This window comes from Thauera sp. JM12B12 (genome assembly GCF_039614725.1).
Lineage (GTDB): Bacteria > Pseudomonadota > Gammaproteobacteria > Burkholderiales > Rhodocyclaceae > Thauera.
This window is the reverse complement of record NZ_CP154859.1, coordinates 450,345-463,342: the sequence shown is the minus strand read 5'-3', so window position 1 is coordinate 463,342 and position 12,998 is coordinate 450,345. Positions and strand designations below refer to the sequence as shown.

9 protein-coding genes are annotated in these 12,998 nt (G+C 72.9%); 4 read left to right on the top strand and 5 right to left on the bottom strand.

What is annotated here, in order from left to right; genetic code table 11:
* Positions 1-9: 9 nt before the first annotated feature.
* Positions 10-1,056, top strand: a complete 1,047-nt coding sequence (locus AAG895_RS01980; RefSeq protein WP_345793893.1) for a hypothetical protein — start codon at positions 10-12, stop codon at positions 1,054-1,056.
* Between the two features lie 38 nt (positions 1,057-1,094).
* On the opposite strand, the gene AAG895_RS01975 is transcribed toward AAG895_RS01980, so the two are convergent.
* Together AAG895_RS01975 and AAG895_RS01970 are read right to left on the bottom strand one after the other, a co-directional pair.
* A complete protein-coding gene (locus AAG895_RS01975; RefSeq protein WP_345793892.1) occupies positions 1,095-4,763 on the bottom strand; it encodes a TIR domain-containing protein in 3,669 nt (1,222 codons plus the stop codon).
* Positions 4,764-4,850: 87 nt separating this feature from the next.
* The gene (locus AAG895_RS01970; protein ID WP_345793891.1) at positions 4,851-6,428 is read right to left on the bottom strand and encodes a SulP family inorganic anion transporter; all 1,578 of its coding nucleotides are present in this window, start codon (positions 6,426-6,428) and stop codon (positions 4,851-4,853) included.
* Between the two features lie 299 nt (positions 6,429-6,727).
* Between AAG895_RS01970 and AAG895_RS01965 the strand changes: the two genes are divergently transcribed.
* Entirely contained in the window at positions 6,728-7,672 is a 945-nt protein-coding gene (locus tag AAG895_RS01965) for a ribose-phosphate pyrophosphokinase (RefSeq protein WP_345793890.1), read from the top strand.
* 33 nt (positions 7,673-7,705) lie between these two features.
* On the opposite strand, the gene AAG895_RS01960 is transcribed toward AAG895_RS01965, so the two are convergent.
* Together AAG895_RS01960 and AAG895_RS01955 are read right to left on the bottom strand one after the other, a co-directional pair.
* The gene (locus AAG895_RS01960) at positions 7,706-8,179 is read right to left on the bottom strand and encodes a phosphate-starvation-inducible PsiE family protein (RefSeq protein WP_345793889.1); all 474 of its coding nucleotides are present in this window, start codon (positions 8,177-8,179) and stop codon (positions 7,706-7,708) included.
* A gap of 64 nt (positions 8,180-8,243) precedes the next feature.
* Entirely contained in the window at positions 8,244-8,651 is a 408-nt protein-coding gene (locus AAG895_RS01955; RefSeq protein WP_345793888.1) for a TerB family tellurite resistance protein, read from the bottom strand.
* 157 nt (positions 8,652-8,808) lie between these two features.
* Between AAG895_RS01955 and AAG895_RS01950 the strand changes: the two genes are divergently transcribed.
* Positions 8,809-9,738, top strand: coding sequence for a LysR family transcriptional regulator (locus AAG895_RS01950; RefSeq protein WP_345793887.1), 930 nt, complete (start codon positions 8,809-8,811; stop codon positions 9,736-9,738).
* Between the two features lie 74 nt (positions 9,739-9,812).
* Here the strand turns inward: AAG895_RS01950 and trxA are convergent, their stop codons facing one another.
* The gene (gene trxA / locus AAG895_RS01945; RefSeq protein WP_345793886.1) at positions 9,813-10,190 is read right to left on the bottom strand and encodes a thioredoxin; all 378 of its coding nucleotides are present in this window, start codon (positions 10,188-10,190) and stop codon (positions 9,813-9,815) included.
* Between the two features lie 162 nt (positions 10,191-10,352).
* Here trxA and AAG895_RS01940 point away from each other — a divergent pair, with 162 nt between their 5' ends.
* On the top strand, positions 10,353-12,965 hold the full coding sequence (locus AAG895_RS01940; protein ID WP_345793885.1) for an EAL domain-containing protein: 2,613 nt from the start codon (positions 10,353-10,355) through the stop codon (positions 12,963-12,965).
* Positions 12,966-12,998 lie beyond the last annotated feature (33 nt).

Below are 12,998 nucleotides of genomic sequence, written 5' to 3'. Positions count from 1 at the left end.
GTGAAGCACGTGAACGCAAACCACGCCACCCTGCAGCGCGGGCTCTGCCTCGCGCTTGCGCTCGCGCTCGCGGCGCTGCCGTCGGCGGCGTCCGCGAGGGACGACGGGCGCGCGCCCCAGCCGGCGCACGCCACGCCCGCGCTCGTCGCGGTCAACCTGATCCCCGACGCGGGCAACGAGGGCCCGCGCGACGGTGCCGGGGCCCGCGCCCCGGTCGATGAACGATACCCGGCCGATGGCGGCAACGGCGGGCCGAACTGGGCAATCCCGGCGCTCATCGTCGGCGCGGCGGCGCTGTTCGCGATCGGCAAGTCGCTCGCCGAGGAGAAGACCGAGCAGCGCGACGAGGACGAGGGCACGCGCGCCCTGCTGCGCGACGGCCCCCAGCTCGCCGCGCAGTACAACGGCAGCGCCTTCGGCGTGCGCGGCCTGGTGCGCGGCGGCTGGCCGGTGGTCGTGGACTACGCGCAGCACCGTCCGGGCCAGGTACTGCTGCGGATCGCGCTGCCGGGCGCCGAGACGGTGAGCTACCGCCTGGACAAGTTCGGCCTCGGCCGCCACCTGCTGCGCTTCGACCTGCCGCCCTTCCTCGGCGACCGCCTCAAGCCCGCGGTGATCGCGCTCACCGCCGCCGACCCCGACACCGGGCGCGAGACGATCGACGGCTTCAGCGTGCACGGCCTGGGCATCGGCCCGCGCGCCGTCGGCTCGGTGGCGGTGGACCGGCTCGAGTTCGACCCCGGCATGATGCACCCGGCGCGCGGCGAGACCGCCGGCTACGCCTTCCACACGCGCTCGGACTTCGACCATGCCGCCGTCGAGTTCATGCAGGTGTCGCAGAGCCCCGACGGCATGCGCAAGCGCTATGTGAAGGGCCAGCGCATCGGCCCCGTGGCGCGCGATCGCCGTGTCGAGAGCGCGCCGGCGCAGCGCTGGGACGGCCGCGACGAACACGCCCGCCTGTCCGCCGGCCGCCACCAGCTCCAGGTCAGGGTGTGGGACGAGGGTGGCGACTGGGTCGGTGCGTGGTCGGAATCGCTCGTGCTGGTGCAGTGAGGCTTCACGCGGGCTGAGCCGCAATCGCGGCATCCCCCTCATGGCGGCGGGCAGCCCACCGCCGGACGCTGGGCCGCGCGCATGCGCCGGCACCACTCCACGTATCCGAGCGTGCGGATCGCGCCCTGCTCGTCCATCGCCGTGGCGTTGCCGAGCGCGAGCCAGTCCGCGACCTGCGCCGTACCGGCCGCCGGCAGGGGCCAGCGCCATTGCCGTGCGCGCAGGCCATCGGAGACCAGCAGCCCGCCATCCACCCCGCCCCGCTCGGGAACCAGCACGTCCGAGCGCAGCACGGCACTGAGCGGCCGGCCGCTGGCAGCGTCCCACAGTCGCACGCTGCTGTTGCCCCACAGCACGACCCGATCGCCCGCGAGCAGGGCGCCGCCGCGCACCCCCTCATCGAGCGTGAGCGGCGGCGACAGGCGCTCGCCCGCGCCGAGCCGGCGCGCGAGCGGACCGGCAGCGATCAGGCGAGCGTCGCCCTCGGTGTGCAGCACCGCGTAGTCGTGGAGGCCGAGGGCGTCCAGCCGTGCCTTGAGCGCGCCATCCGCCGCCTGCGGTCGGGGCAGATCCGCGCGGGCGGCGGCGGTCGATGCCGCCGCGGTGAGCTCGAGCGCGGGCTGCCGCCGCCACCAGCGCACGCTGCCGTCGTCGGCCCAGCTCAGGACCGTGGTGCCGGCGTCGTCCATGGCTGCGCCGACCACCCGCCCGGGATGGCGCAGGGGCAGGCTCAGCGGCGTGAGCGTGCCGGCATCCCACAGCCGTGCGCCCGCCGCCCCGCTCCAGGCCAGCACGCGCTCGCCGCGCGCGTCGACGGCGGCCAGCACCGGCGTCTCTGCACGATGGTGGCGGGCCTGTGCGGCCGGCGCGCCGAAGGCCAGGTCCCAGAGCACCAGCCAGCCATCGGCGCCCGAGGTGAGCAGCCGGTTCGCATCCGGCAGCAGCGCCACCCGCGCCAGGCTGCCCTCGCCATCGAGCGGACGCTCCAGCCGCGGCGTACCGTCGCTCGCCCGCCACACGCGCAGCCGGCCGCGACCGGCACTCCACGACACCGCGAGGTCCGCACCGCCATCGATGCGGACGCCATCGACGCGTTCGGGTGCGTCCCAGCGCGCCTCGACCCGGCCGCTACGCAGGGCGTGGCGCAGCAGCGTGGTGTCGCAGAAGCTCACGGCGGCGTCCCCAGCGCCCGACAGCGCCACGCCGCGAGGAGCGCAGCCGCTCTCCCAGGCGCGCACCACGCCCGTGCCGTCCACGCGCCAGAAGCGGCCCGCCGCCGACCACGCCAGCACGCCGCCATCCCCCTCGCCGCCCTCGTCGACAAAGGCGACGCCGGCGATCGCGTTGCCCGCAAGGATGTGCGCGCCGGGCTCGCCGCCCGGCAGCGCCCACACCCGGACGCCATCGTCGCCGCCGGCGGCGATGCGGCGCCCCGCGCGGTCGACGGCGATGTGCGCGGCCCCCTCCTGCGCGAGTGCGCGCGGCGCGCGCACGTCGTCCCACAGCCACAGGCCGCCGCCGGCGTCGCGGCTGAGCACCACCCCGGCGGCCGCGAACCACGCCTCGGCGACCGCGTCCGGATGCTCGAAACGCGCCCGCAGGCCGCCGTCCGCGAGCGCGTGAAGCCAGGCTTCGCGCCCGCGCCAGGCCAGCAGCAGGCGCCCGTCGCCACTCAGTCGCACGCCATCCGCCGGGCCTGGCAGCGCGAACTCGCCGGCCAGCTCGACGCCGCCGGCGAGCAGCCCGATCGCGATCAGGGCGTTGTCGTGCGCACTGCCGGCGCCACCGAGATCGGCTGCCCGCGCGAGATAGTGGGCGGCGCGCAGGGCGTCGCCGCCGGCATCGCGCGCGGCGAGCGCGCCGCTCCAGTAGCTGTCGATGCGCTGGAGGACGAGGGTGCGCTGTTGTTCCCACAGCCCGCCGCCGAGCGCAGCCGCGGCGAGCACCAGCGTGGCGAGGCCCGCGCGCGCGCCCAGCCGGCGCCGGCGCAGCCGCGCCTGGGCGGCGACGCCGGCGTCGATGTAGGCGAGCAAGGTCTCGCCCAGCTCGTCGGTCCGCTCCGCGCGCCAGCGCCGGGCCTCGGCGAGCGGGCCCCCGCTCGGCAGCAGGCCGGCATCGTCGGGCGCGCGCTGCCAGGCCTCGGCCGCGGGCAGGGCGTGCTGGCGCCAGAGCAGGAACACGCGGTCCTCGTCGAGCCAGCGGCGCAGCTGCTCCCAGGCGCGGAACAGGGCCTCGTGCGCCACCTCCAGCGTGCGCGCACCCTCTCCGTCGTCCTCACGCCCGGACACCAGCAGGCGGGCGGCGACGAAGGCCTCCAGCAGGGGATGCGCCGCCGCCGGCAGCGCATCCCAGCGCGCGCTGCGCCGGGTATAGGCGCCCTCGGGCTCGACCCGCACCAGATGGCGGAACGCCTGCCGCAGCGCGCGCAGGGTGTCGGGAGCGGGCGCACGCGCGGCGAGCACCGCCTCGGCCTCGCGGCGGATGGCGCCCTCGAGGCCGCCGAGGCGGGCGCGGTACTCGTCGAGCGTGATGCGCCGGTCGTCGCCGAAGTCGCGCCACAGCCGGTTGAGGGTGAAGGCGAGCAGCGGCAGCGCGTCGGGGTGGCCGGTATCCTGCGCCAGCGCTTCGACCAGGCCCTCCTCCAGCTCGAGCCCGGCAACCTGCGCCGGGCCACGGATGATCTCGGCGAAGTGACCGGCGTCCATCGTCGCCAGCGGGAGCTGGCGGAAAGGCAGCCCCGCCCACGCCGGAGCCGCCTGCAGGGCGGCGAGGTGGTCCGCACGCAGCGTCGCCAGGCAGTAGCACTCGCCCGCCTCGGGCGCGAGCGCCGCGCGCAGCGCCTGCACGAAGCGCGCGGCGGCCTCGGGCGCGCTGGTGGTGACGAGTTCCTCGAGCTGGTCGACGACGAGCAGCACCGCCGGCTGCCCAGGCTCGGCGGCGCACGCCGACGCCAAGGCCGCGCCCAGCGCCGCCGGCGCGACGGCGGCCGCGTCCTGCACGGCTGGCAGCACGCGCACGAGCTCCTGGTCGGGCCGGCGTTGTGGCCGGAGCGGCCCCAGCACCCGCCAGTCGGGCATGCGCGCGACGCGCGGCAGCACCCCGGCGCGCACCAGCGACGATTTGCCGCTGCCCGAGGCGCCGACCACGACCAGCAGGCGCTCGCCGCCGTAACGGCGCATCTGCGCCAGGGTGTCGAGGCAGCGGCGCTGCTCCGCCTCGCGGCCGAAATACACCGCGGCGTCGGCAGCCTGGAAGGGGGCGAGCCCGGGATACGGCGGACGCCCGCTCTCCCACGCGAAGCTGTCCGCCGGGTCGAGCCCGGCGCTGCGCAGCCCGCGCCACAGGCGCGCGTAGCCTTCCTCGGGGTCCGTGCACAGGTCGACGAGCTGGGTGTCGAGCAACAGCGTGCGCACGCTGCAGGCGTCGATCCGCACCGGAAACAGGCGCTTGCCGAGCGCGCGCGCATAGACGATCTCGGCAAAGCACCAGTCCGATGCCATCGCCTCCGCGCTGCACAGCACCACCACGGCGTCGCAGCCGCGCAGGCGGGCGTAGATCTCGCGCTCCCAGTCGCGTCCGGCGGGAATGCCGTCGGCGGGGTCGAAATCCAGGAACAGCGACGCGTAGCCCCGGTCGCGCAGGCGCGCCGCCATCGCCGCGGCCGCCTGCCGGTCCCGACTGCTGTGGCTGATGAAGATCCCCGCCATCGCCCACCTCCTGCGCCCTGCCGTCCCGCGGCCAGAATGCGCCCGTCGGCGCACGCCGCCAAGCCCCGCGGCGCGATCGCCGCCGGATCAGACGGACAGCTCGACCAGCTTGCGGGCCTCGGCGAGCGTCGTGCCCAGATCCTCGCGCAGGATCTCGACCGGCAGCTGCGGCGCCCGCAGGCTCAGCAGCTGGGCGTGGATGGCCGGCGGCACCACCACCCGCACCACGATCGACAGCGCGTTCAGGCGCTCGATCATCTCCTCGAGCGCGAACTGCGCCGAGAGATCCATGAAGGGCACGCGGCTGCAGTCGAACACCGCCACGCGGGTGCCGATCACCTGATCGACGCGGTCGAGCAGCTGGCTCGCCGAGCCGAAGAAGAAGGCGCCGTCGATCTCGATCACGCGGATGCCGCTCTCGAGGTCGGCGGCGGCGCTCGCCCCCGCCGCACGCGGCAGCGCGCGCACGCGAAAGCGCGACTGACGCGCGAGCTGGTGGATGATCAGCATCATCGACAGCACCACCCCGGCGCCCACGGCCACGATGAGGTCCACCAGCACGGTCAGCACGAACACCGCCGTCATCACCGCGACGTCGGCGCGCGGCGCGGTGCGCACCAGGCGCAGCATGCGGTAGTCGAGGATATCGACGCCGACCTTGATCAGGATGCCCGCCAGCACGGCGAGCGGGATGCGCTCGGCGAGCGGGCCGAGGCCGAGGAGCAGGGCGACGAGGAACAGCGAGTGCACCACGCCCGACATGCGCCCGCGCCCGCCCGACTTGATGTTGACCACGGTGCGCATGGTGGCGCCCGCCCCCGGGAGGCCACCGACGAAGGCGCAGAGCATGTTGCCGATGCCCTGGCCGACGAGTTCGCGGTTCGAGTGATGGCGGGTGCCGGTGATGGAGTCGGCCACCAGCGAGGTGAGCAGGCTGTCGATGCTGCCGAGCAGACCGAGGGTGATGCCGAGCAGCAGCACCGTGGTCCAGGTCTCGAGGGTGAACGCGGGCAGCACGAGCGCGGGCAGGCCGCGCGGGATGTCGCCGATGACCGGCGCCGCGAAGCCCGCGCCCGCCGCGAGCCCGGTCATGGCGAGCAGCGCCACGAGCGGCGCCGGCACCACCCGGCTGATCGCCATCGGCGTGCGGAACACGATCACCAGGGTAAGAAAGCCGAGCAGCAGCGCCTGCCCGTTGAACTGCGCGAGCACGCCGGCCATGCCGAGCACCGCGGCGAGCGGCGAGGACAGCGGCGGGGCACCGAGCAGCGGCGCGCTCTGCAGCAGGATGATGATGACGCCGATGCCGCTCATGAAGCCCGACACCACCGGATACGGGATGAAGCGCACCAGCCCCCCGGCGCGCAGCACGCCGAGCCCGATCTGCACCAGCCCGCCGACCAGCACCGCGGCCATCGCCACGCCGAGGTCGCCGCCGACCACCGCCAGCACCGAGGCGAACACCACGGTCATCGGCCCGGTGGGACCGGAGATCTGCATGCGCGTGCCGCCGAGCACGGCGGCGATGAAGCCGAGCACGATCGCGCCATAGAGCCCGGCCGCGGCCCCGGCGCCGGAGGCCACGCCGAAGGCGAGCGCGAGCGGCAGGGCGACGATGCCGGCGGTGAGGCCACCGAAGAAATCCCCCCGCAAACGGCCGGGCATGGAGCCATGCTCGTGCATGCGCGCCTCGAATCAAGGATCTCGTCCGGGCGGTTCGGACGGGGTTCACGGGTGCTGTTCCCGGCCGCCTCGTTTCAGGCAACGATGTGACAAAAGGCGGCGCGCCGCAAGCCCCGCGAGCGCCTCCCCGACGCGCCTCGGCAAGGCCGCGCTCAAGGCGCCATTCAGCTTCCTGATTCGCCCCTCGCCGCCCTCTTCCCGTAGCATGGCGCGTGCGCCCGAAACGGCACCCCGCGCCTTCGATCCGATGCCGCGCGAACCCATCACAGGAGCTTCCCCCGATGATCAAGCACGGTCTGCAGATCTTCGCCTGCAACGCCAGCCGCGACCTTGCCTGCGACATCAGCCAGCGCCTGGGCATGCGCCCCGGACAGATCGAGATCGCGCGCTTTTCCAACGACAACCTGCGCGTGCAGATCCAGGAGAACGTGCGCGAGCGCGACGTCTTCGTCGTGCAGTCCTTCACCGAGCCGGTGAGCGAGCACATCATGGAACTGCTGATCACGCTCGACGCGCTGCGCAGCGCCTCGGCGCAGCGCATCACCGCGGTGATCCCGTACTACTCCTATGCGCGCTCGGACAAGAAGGACGCGCCGCGCATCTCGATCACCGGGCGGCTGATCGCCGACCTGCTGCAGACCGCCGGGGCGAACCGCGTCCTGACCATGGATCTGCACGCCGACCAGGTGCATGGTTTCTTCAGCGTGCCGGTCGACCATCTCACCGCGGTGTCGCTGATCGCCGAGCACTTCCGCAACCGCCACGAGCTTTCGAACATGGTCGCGGTGGCCACCGACGCCGGCGGCGCCAAGCGCACCGGGCGCTTCTCCGAGAAGCTCGGCATCCCGATGGCGATCATCGACAAGCGCCGGGTGTCGGACACCGCGGTCAAGCAGGGGGCCGTGGTCGGCGACGTCGCCGGGCGCGACGTGGTGATCTTCGAGGACGAGATCGCCACCGCCGGCACCCTGGTGTCGTCGGTGGCCACGCTCAAGGCCGCCGGTGCGCGCAGCATCCATGCGGCCGCGACTCACGGCGTGCTGTGCGGACCGGCGATCGAGCGCCTGCGCGAGGCGGCGATCGACTCGATCGTGGTCACCAACACGGTGACCCTGCCCGACGCGAAGCGCTTCGACAAGCTCACCGTGCTCAACGTCGCGCCGCTGTTCGCGGCTGCGATCGAGCGCATCCACAGCGGCCAGAGCGTGGGCGCGCTGTTCGAATGAGGCCGCGCCCGAACTGAACCGCGGACGCGGCCTTCAGTCTCCCGGCCGCGCCGACACCAGCCAGTAGGTCACACCGAGCGCGAGCACCACCACGCCGATGCCGAACAGATAGGTCGGCGCCAGCGTGGACAGGTCGAGGACGATCACCTTGCGCGCGATCGCCATCAGCGCGGTGGCGATCACCAGCTTGACGTGAATGACGTCGTCGCGCAGGTAGAGCGTGATGTTGACGAAGATCTCGATCGCGATCAGCACCGCGAGGAAGGCGGCGAAGACGACGAAGATGTCGTTGAGGTCGAGCAGCAGGAAGGGCGGATCGGACAGCTTCTCGTAGAGCACGAGCACGACGTCCGCCACCGTCCACAGGATCACCGCCACCATCAGGACCGCGAGCACGCGGATCGCCTGGCGGATGACCCAGTGCAGGCGGTCGATCAGGGGGTCGTCGACGCGTTCGCCGAGATGATTGTCGTGGCCCCGTTCGGGCTTGAGTCGGGTGAAGTCCATGTCGGCCTCCCGTGCCGCCGGCGCGGCGGCCGCCCGGGGGTCGGGGACGGCCGCCTGGCCTGCATCAGTTGAGCGCCCTGGCGTGCGGGCGCCTGCTCCATTTCTCCAGCGCGCGCGCCAGCACGTCCACCTCGGCCGTGGTCTCGACGCCGTCGGCGCTGACGATCTCCTGCATCGTGCGCAGCAGCGCCTGCTGCAGCGCCGGGTCGGTGATGTCCTCGAGCAGCAGGTCGAGCACCTCGTCGGCGACCTTCAGACGCATGCCGTCAAGGTAGTTCGCGCTTGCCAGCAGGTCGTCGCAGTACTCGCGCAGGATGCGCTCGAACTCGACGCTGCCGATGCCCAGGCGGCGGGCGAGGTCGGTGTGCATCATCGCGTCGACCTCGTTGCGATCCAGCCCGCCGTCGGCGAGCACGGTGAGGGCGAGCAGGCGGGCGGCTGCCGGGGTGCTGTCGGTTTCGTAGTGGCGCATGGCATGGTCTCCTGTCGTATGCGGTGTCGTGGATCGGCGTCCGGTCCCTGACCGGGTTCCGGGCTGGCCGACGGATGCAGACTAAGGCAGAAGCGTCTGCCGAAAAAGTCGATTACGATTAGTCGATTGATCGATTTTTTAGACGGAACCGGACGCCATGACCACCAGCGAACTCAACTACAAGCACCTGCGCTACTTCTGGACCGTGGCACGCGTGGGCACGATCGCCGAGGCCGCGCGGGTGCTCGGCCTGGCGCCGCATTCGATCAGCGCCCAGCTCGCCACCTTCGAGGGCGCGCTCGGCGTCACCCTGTTCCGCCGCAGCGGCCGCCGCCTGGCGTTGACCGAGGCGGGCGAGCGCATCCTCGGCCGGGCCGAGGAGATCTTCGCGCTCGGCGACCAGATCGTGGAAACACTGCGCGACGACAGCCTGCGCCGCAGCCTGCCGTTCCGCATCGGCATCCCGGACTCGATGCCGAAATCGATGGTGCACCGCCTGATCGAGCCTGCCCTGCGCCTCGAGCGCCCGGGCCGGCTGGTGTGCCGCGAGGCGCCGCTGGCCGAACTGCTCGCAGAGCTCGCGGTGCACCGCCTCGATCTGGTGATCGCCGACCGCCCGATCCCGCCCGAGGTGAGCGTGCGCGGCCACGAGCACCTGCTCGGCGAGAGCACGCTGAGCGTGTTCGCCGCACCGGTGCTGGCCGAGCGCCTGCAGGGCGGCTTTCCACGCATGCTCGACGGCGCGCCGTTCCTGCTGCCGGGCGAGGACGTCGCCCATCGTGGGGCGCTGCTGCAATGGTTCGAACGCATGCGCATCCGCCCTGCGATCGCCGCCGAATTCGACGACAGCGCGCTGATGAAGGCCTTCGGCCAGGCCGGCGATGGCGTGTTCGCCGCGCCCACCACGATTGCCGACTACGTGTGCAGGCAGTACGGGGTGCGCCTGCTCGGGGAGGTGCCGGAGGCGCGCGCGCGGGTGTTCGCGATCACCACCGAGCGCCGGCTGTCCCACCCGGCGATGCAGGCGATCCGCGAGCGTGCCGCCCATGCGCTGACGCAGGCCGACGCCGCCGGCGCGGGCGCCTGATGCCGGGGCAAAAAAAAGACGCGACAGCCGCCGCGTCCTTCTTGCCTGCCCCCGCGACCGGAGGCCGTGCGTGCTCAGGCCTGCTGATCGCCCGCCTGCTGGGCGGCGATCTCGGCGCGCACCTGATCCATGTCCAGGCCGCGCACCCCCTCGATGACCTGATTGAGCGCGCTCGCCGGCAGCGCACCGGATTCGCGGAACACCATCACGCCCTCGCGAATGACCGCGATGGTCGGGATCGAGCGGATCTGGAAGGCGGCGGCGAGGTCCTGCTGGGCCTCGGTGTCGATCTTGCCGAACACGATGTCGGGGTTGGCCTCGGACGCCGCCTCGTAGGTCGGCGCGAAGTTGCGGCACGGGCCGCACCAGGCCGCCCAGAAGTCGATGAAGACGATCGGGCTCTTCTCGAGCGTCTCGTTGAAGTTGTCGGCGGTGAGTTCGACGGTTGCCATGGCAGCCCCTGATGAATAAGCGACTCGTGATGATACACGCGCGCGCCGGGCGGCAGCCTGCCGTTTTCTGGACGCGGGGCGGGCGAATCTCACATCCTCGCGGCGCCGGCGCGGGCATCATGGACAATGCAGTCCAGCACCAAACCTGAGTCCACCTCCCGCATGTCCGCCGACACCACGCTGCGACGCGTGATCTTCACCCGACTGCTGCTGATCGCCAGCGGCGCGCTGTTGTTGTTCGCCGCCGCCCTCGTGGTGCTCGGGCTGCTGCCGCTGCACCAGCGCCTGGCGGCGAGCGAGTTCACCCGCGTCGCGCACGAGGTCGGCGACGCGCTCGACGCCACCGTCTCCGAGCCTGCTCGCATGCTCCTGCCGGCGAGCGACTGGATGGCCGGGCAGCCGCCCCCGTTTGCCGAGCCCGAATCCATCGAGCGCCACTTCATGCCCATGCTCCGCCATTTCGAGCAGCTCAGCTCGGTGGTGCTCGGCAGCCACGACGGCCGCGCCTGGATGCTGCTGCGCCAGCCCGATGGCAGCTGGCGCAGCCGGCGCACCGACCTCGTCGTATGGGGCGAACGCCACCTGATCCTCGAGCAGGCCGCAGACGGCACGCGTACCGAACACTGGAAGACGCTGCGCTACGACGCCCGCACCCGCCCCTGGTACGCGGGCGCGATCGCATCGGCCGCGGCGGCGGCGCACTGGACCGAACCCTACACCTTCTTCACCACCGGCGACCCCGGCATCACCGTGTCGCGCCGCTTCCGCTTCGCCGACGGCAGCGACGCCGTGCTCGGCTTCGACGTCAAGCTAACCGACCTCTCCGTCGCCACCCGCGAGGCGCGCATCGGCGTGGACGGCATGGCCATGGTGCTGACCGAGGACGAGCGCGTGCTCGGGCTGCCGCGCCGTCCCGAAGGCGTCAGCGATGCCGAATGGCAGGGCATCCTGCTGCTGCCGGCCAGCGCGCTCGGCCTGCCCGCGGTGGACGCGGCACTCGCCGCATGGCGCCAAGGCGGGCGCAGCGGCTACGCCGCGCGCAGGGTCGAGGCCGGAGGCCGCGCGTGGCTGGCCGCCGTCGACGCCCACCCGCTCGGCGAACACCGGCTGTGGATCCTCACCCTGGCGCCGGCCACCGAGTTCGCACCCGACTGGGCCGGCATCGTGCAGGGTCTCGCCGGATCTGTCGTGCTGCTGCTGGCAATCGCGGCCCTCGTCGCGCGCCGCCAGGCGCAGCGCATCGCGGCGCCGCTCGAGTCGCTGGCGCGGATGGGGCGGCGCATGGGCGAACTCGACTTCTCCGTGCCCGCTGCGCCCCACACCCGGATCGCCGAGATCTCCGCGCTCGGCGCGGCGCTCGAGGACATGCGCGGACAGCTCGCGCGCAACCAGGAATCGCTCGACGCCCAGGCCGCCCGCCTGCATGCGCAGGTCGAGGAGCTCAGCGATGCGGAGCGCCGCATCCATGCCCTCGCCTACTACGACCCCCTCACCCAGCTTCCCAACCGACGTCTGCTGACCGACCGCCTGGGCCACGCCATGGCGGCGAGCTCACGCCGCAACACGCGCTGCGCGCTGATGCTGCTCGACCTCGACGACTTCAAGACGCTCAACGACACCCTCGGCCACGACCACGGCGACGAGCTGCTGCGCGAGGTCGCGCGCCGGCTGACGCACACGGTCCGCGCCGTGGACACCGTCGCGCGCCTCGGCGGCGACGAGTTCGTCGTCGTGCTCGAGGACCTCAGCACAGACGAGGACGCGGCGCGCCAGCAGGCCGCCGACGTCGGACGCAAGATCCTCGCCGTGGTCGAGCAGGCCTACGCCTTCCAGCGCTTCGAGGCCAGGACGTCGGCGAGCATCGGCGCGGTCGTGTTCGGGGCGGGCGAGGACAGCGCCGAGACCCTGCTCAAGCACGCCGACATGGCGATGTACGAGAGCAAGGCGGGCGGGCGCAACTGCCTGCGCTTCTTCGGCCCGGAGATGGCAGCGCGCCTGCGCGAGCGCACCCGGCTCGAAGCCGACCTGCGCCTGGCGCTCGAGCGCGGTGAGTTCGCCCTGCACTACCAGCCCCAGTTCGACGCCGGCGGCCGCATGGTCGGCGCCGAGGCCCTGCTGCGCTGGACCCACCCCGAGCACGGCGCGCTCTCGCCCGAGCGCTTCATCCCGGTGGCCGAGGCATGCGGCCTGATCGTGCCGCTCGGCAACTGGGTGATCGACACCGCCTGCCACCAGTTGCGGGCGTGGGCGCAGGATCCGCGCCTGGCGCAGCTCGAGCTCGCGGTCAACGTCAGCGCCCGCCAGTTCCGCCAGGCCGACTTCGCCGAGGTGGTGGCCGCCACCCTGGCCCGTACCGGCGCGCCCGGCCGGCGGCTGAAGATCGAGATCACCGAGAGCATGCTGCTCGAGGACATGGAGGCGGTCGTCGCGCGCATGCAGCAGCTGCAGGCGCTGGGGATCGGCTTCGCGCTCGACGACTTCGGCACCGGCTACTCCTCGCTGACCTACCTCAAGCGCCTGCCGCTGACCGACCTGAAGATCGACCGCAGCTTCGTCCACGACGTGCTGAGCGACCCGAACGACGCCGCAATCGCGCGCACCATCATCGCCCTCGGCGAAACGATGGGCCTGCGGGTGATCGCGGAAGGCGTCGAATCGCAGGCGCAGTTCGAATTCCTCGCCCGCAGCGGCTGCCACCGCTTCCAGGGCTACCACTTCGGCCGCCCTGGCCCCCTGGCGGCGCTCGCCGCGCACCTGCCCTGCGGGCACGTCTGAAGCGCCCCTGCCAGGACCGGACACCGGCGGCGG

Bases quoted from the DNA above. Each gene is read 5' to 3' on its own strand.
- AAG895_RS01975 (WP_345793892.1), bottom strand. From the start codon at position 4,763: ATGGCGGGGATCTTCATCAGCCACAGCAGTCGGGACCGGCAGGCGGCC.
- AAG895_RS01970 (WP_345793891.1), bottom strand. From the start codon at position 6,428: ATGCCCGGCCGTTTGCGGGGGGATTTCTTCGGTGGCCTCACCGCCGGC.
- AAG895_RS01965 (WP_345793890.1), top strand. From the start codon at position 6,728: ATGATCAAGCACGGTCTGCAGATCTTCGCCTGCAACGCCAGCCGCGAC.
- AAG895_RS01960 (WP_345793889.1), bottom strand. From the start codon at position 8,179: ATGGACTTCACCCGACTCAAGCCCGAACGGGGCCACGACAATCATCTC.
- AAG895_RS01955 (WP_345793888.1), bottom strand. From the start codon at position 8,651: ATGCGCCACTACGAAACCGACAGCACCCCGGCAGCCGCCCGCCTGCTC.
- AAG895_RS01950 (WP_345793887.1), top strand. From the start codon at position 8,809: ATGACCACCAGCGAACTCAACTACAAGCACCTGCGCTACTTCTGGACC.
- trxA (WP_345793886.1), bottom strand. From the start codon at position 10,190: ATGGCAACCGTCGAACTCACCGCCGACAACTTCAACGAGACGCTCGAG.
- AAG895_RS01940 (WP_345793885.1), top strand. From the start codon at position 10,353: ATGTCCGCCGACACCACGCTGCGACGCGTGATCTTCACCCGACTGCTG.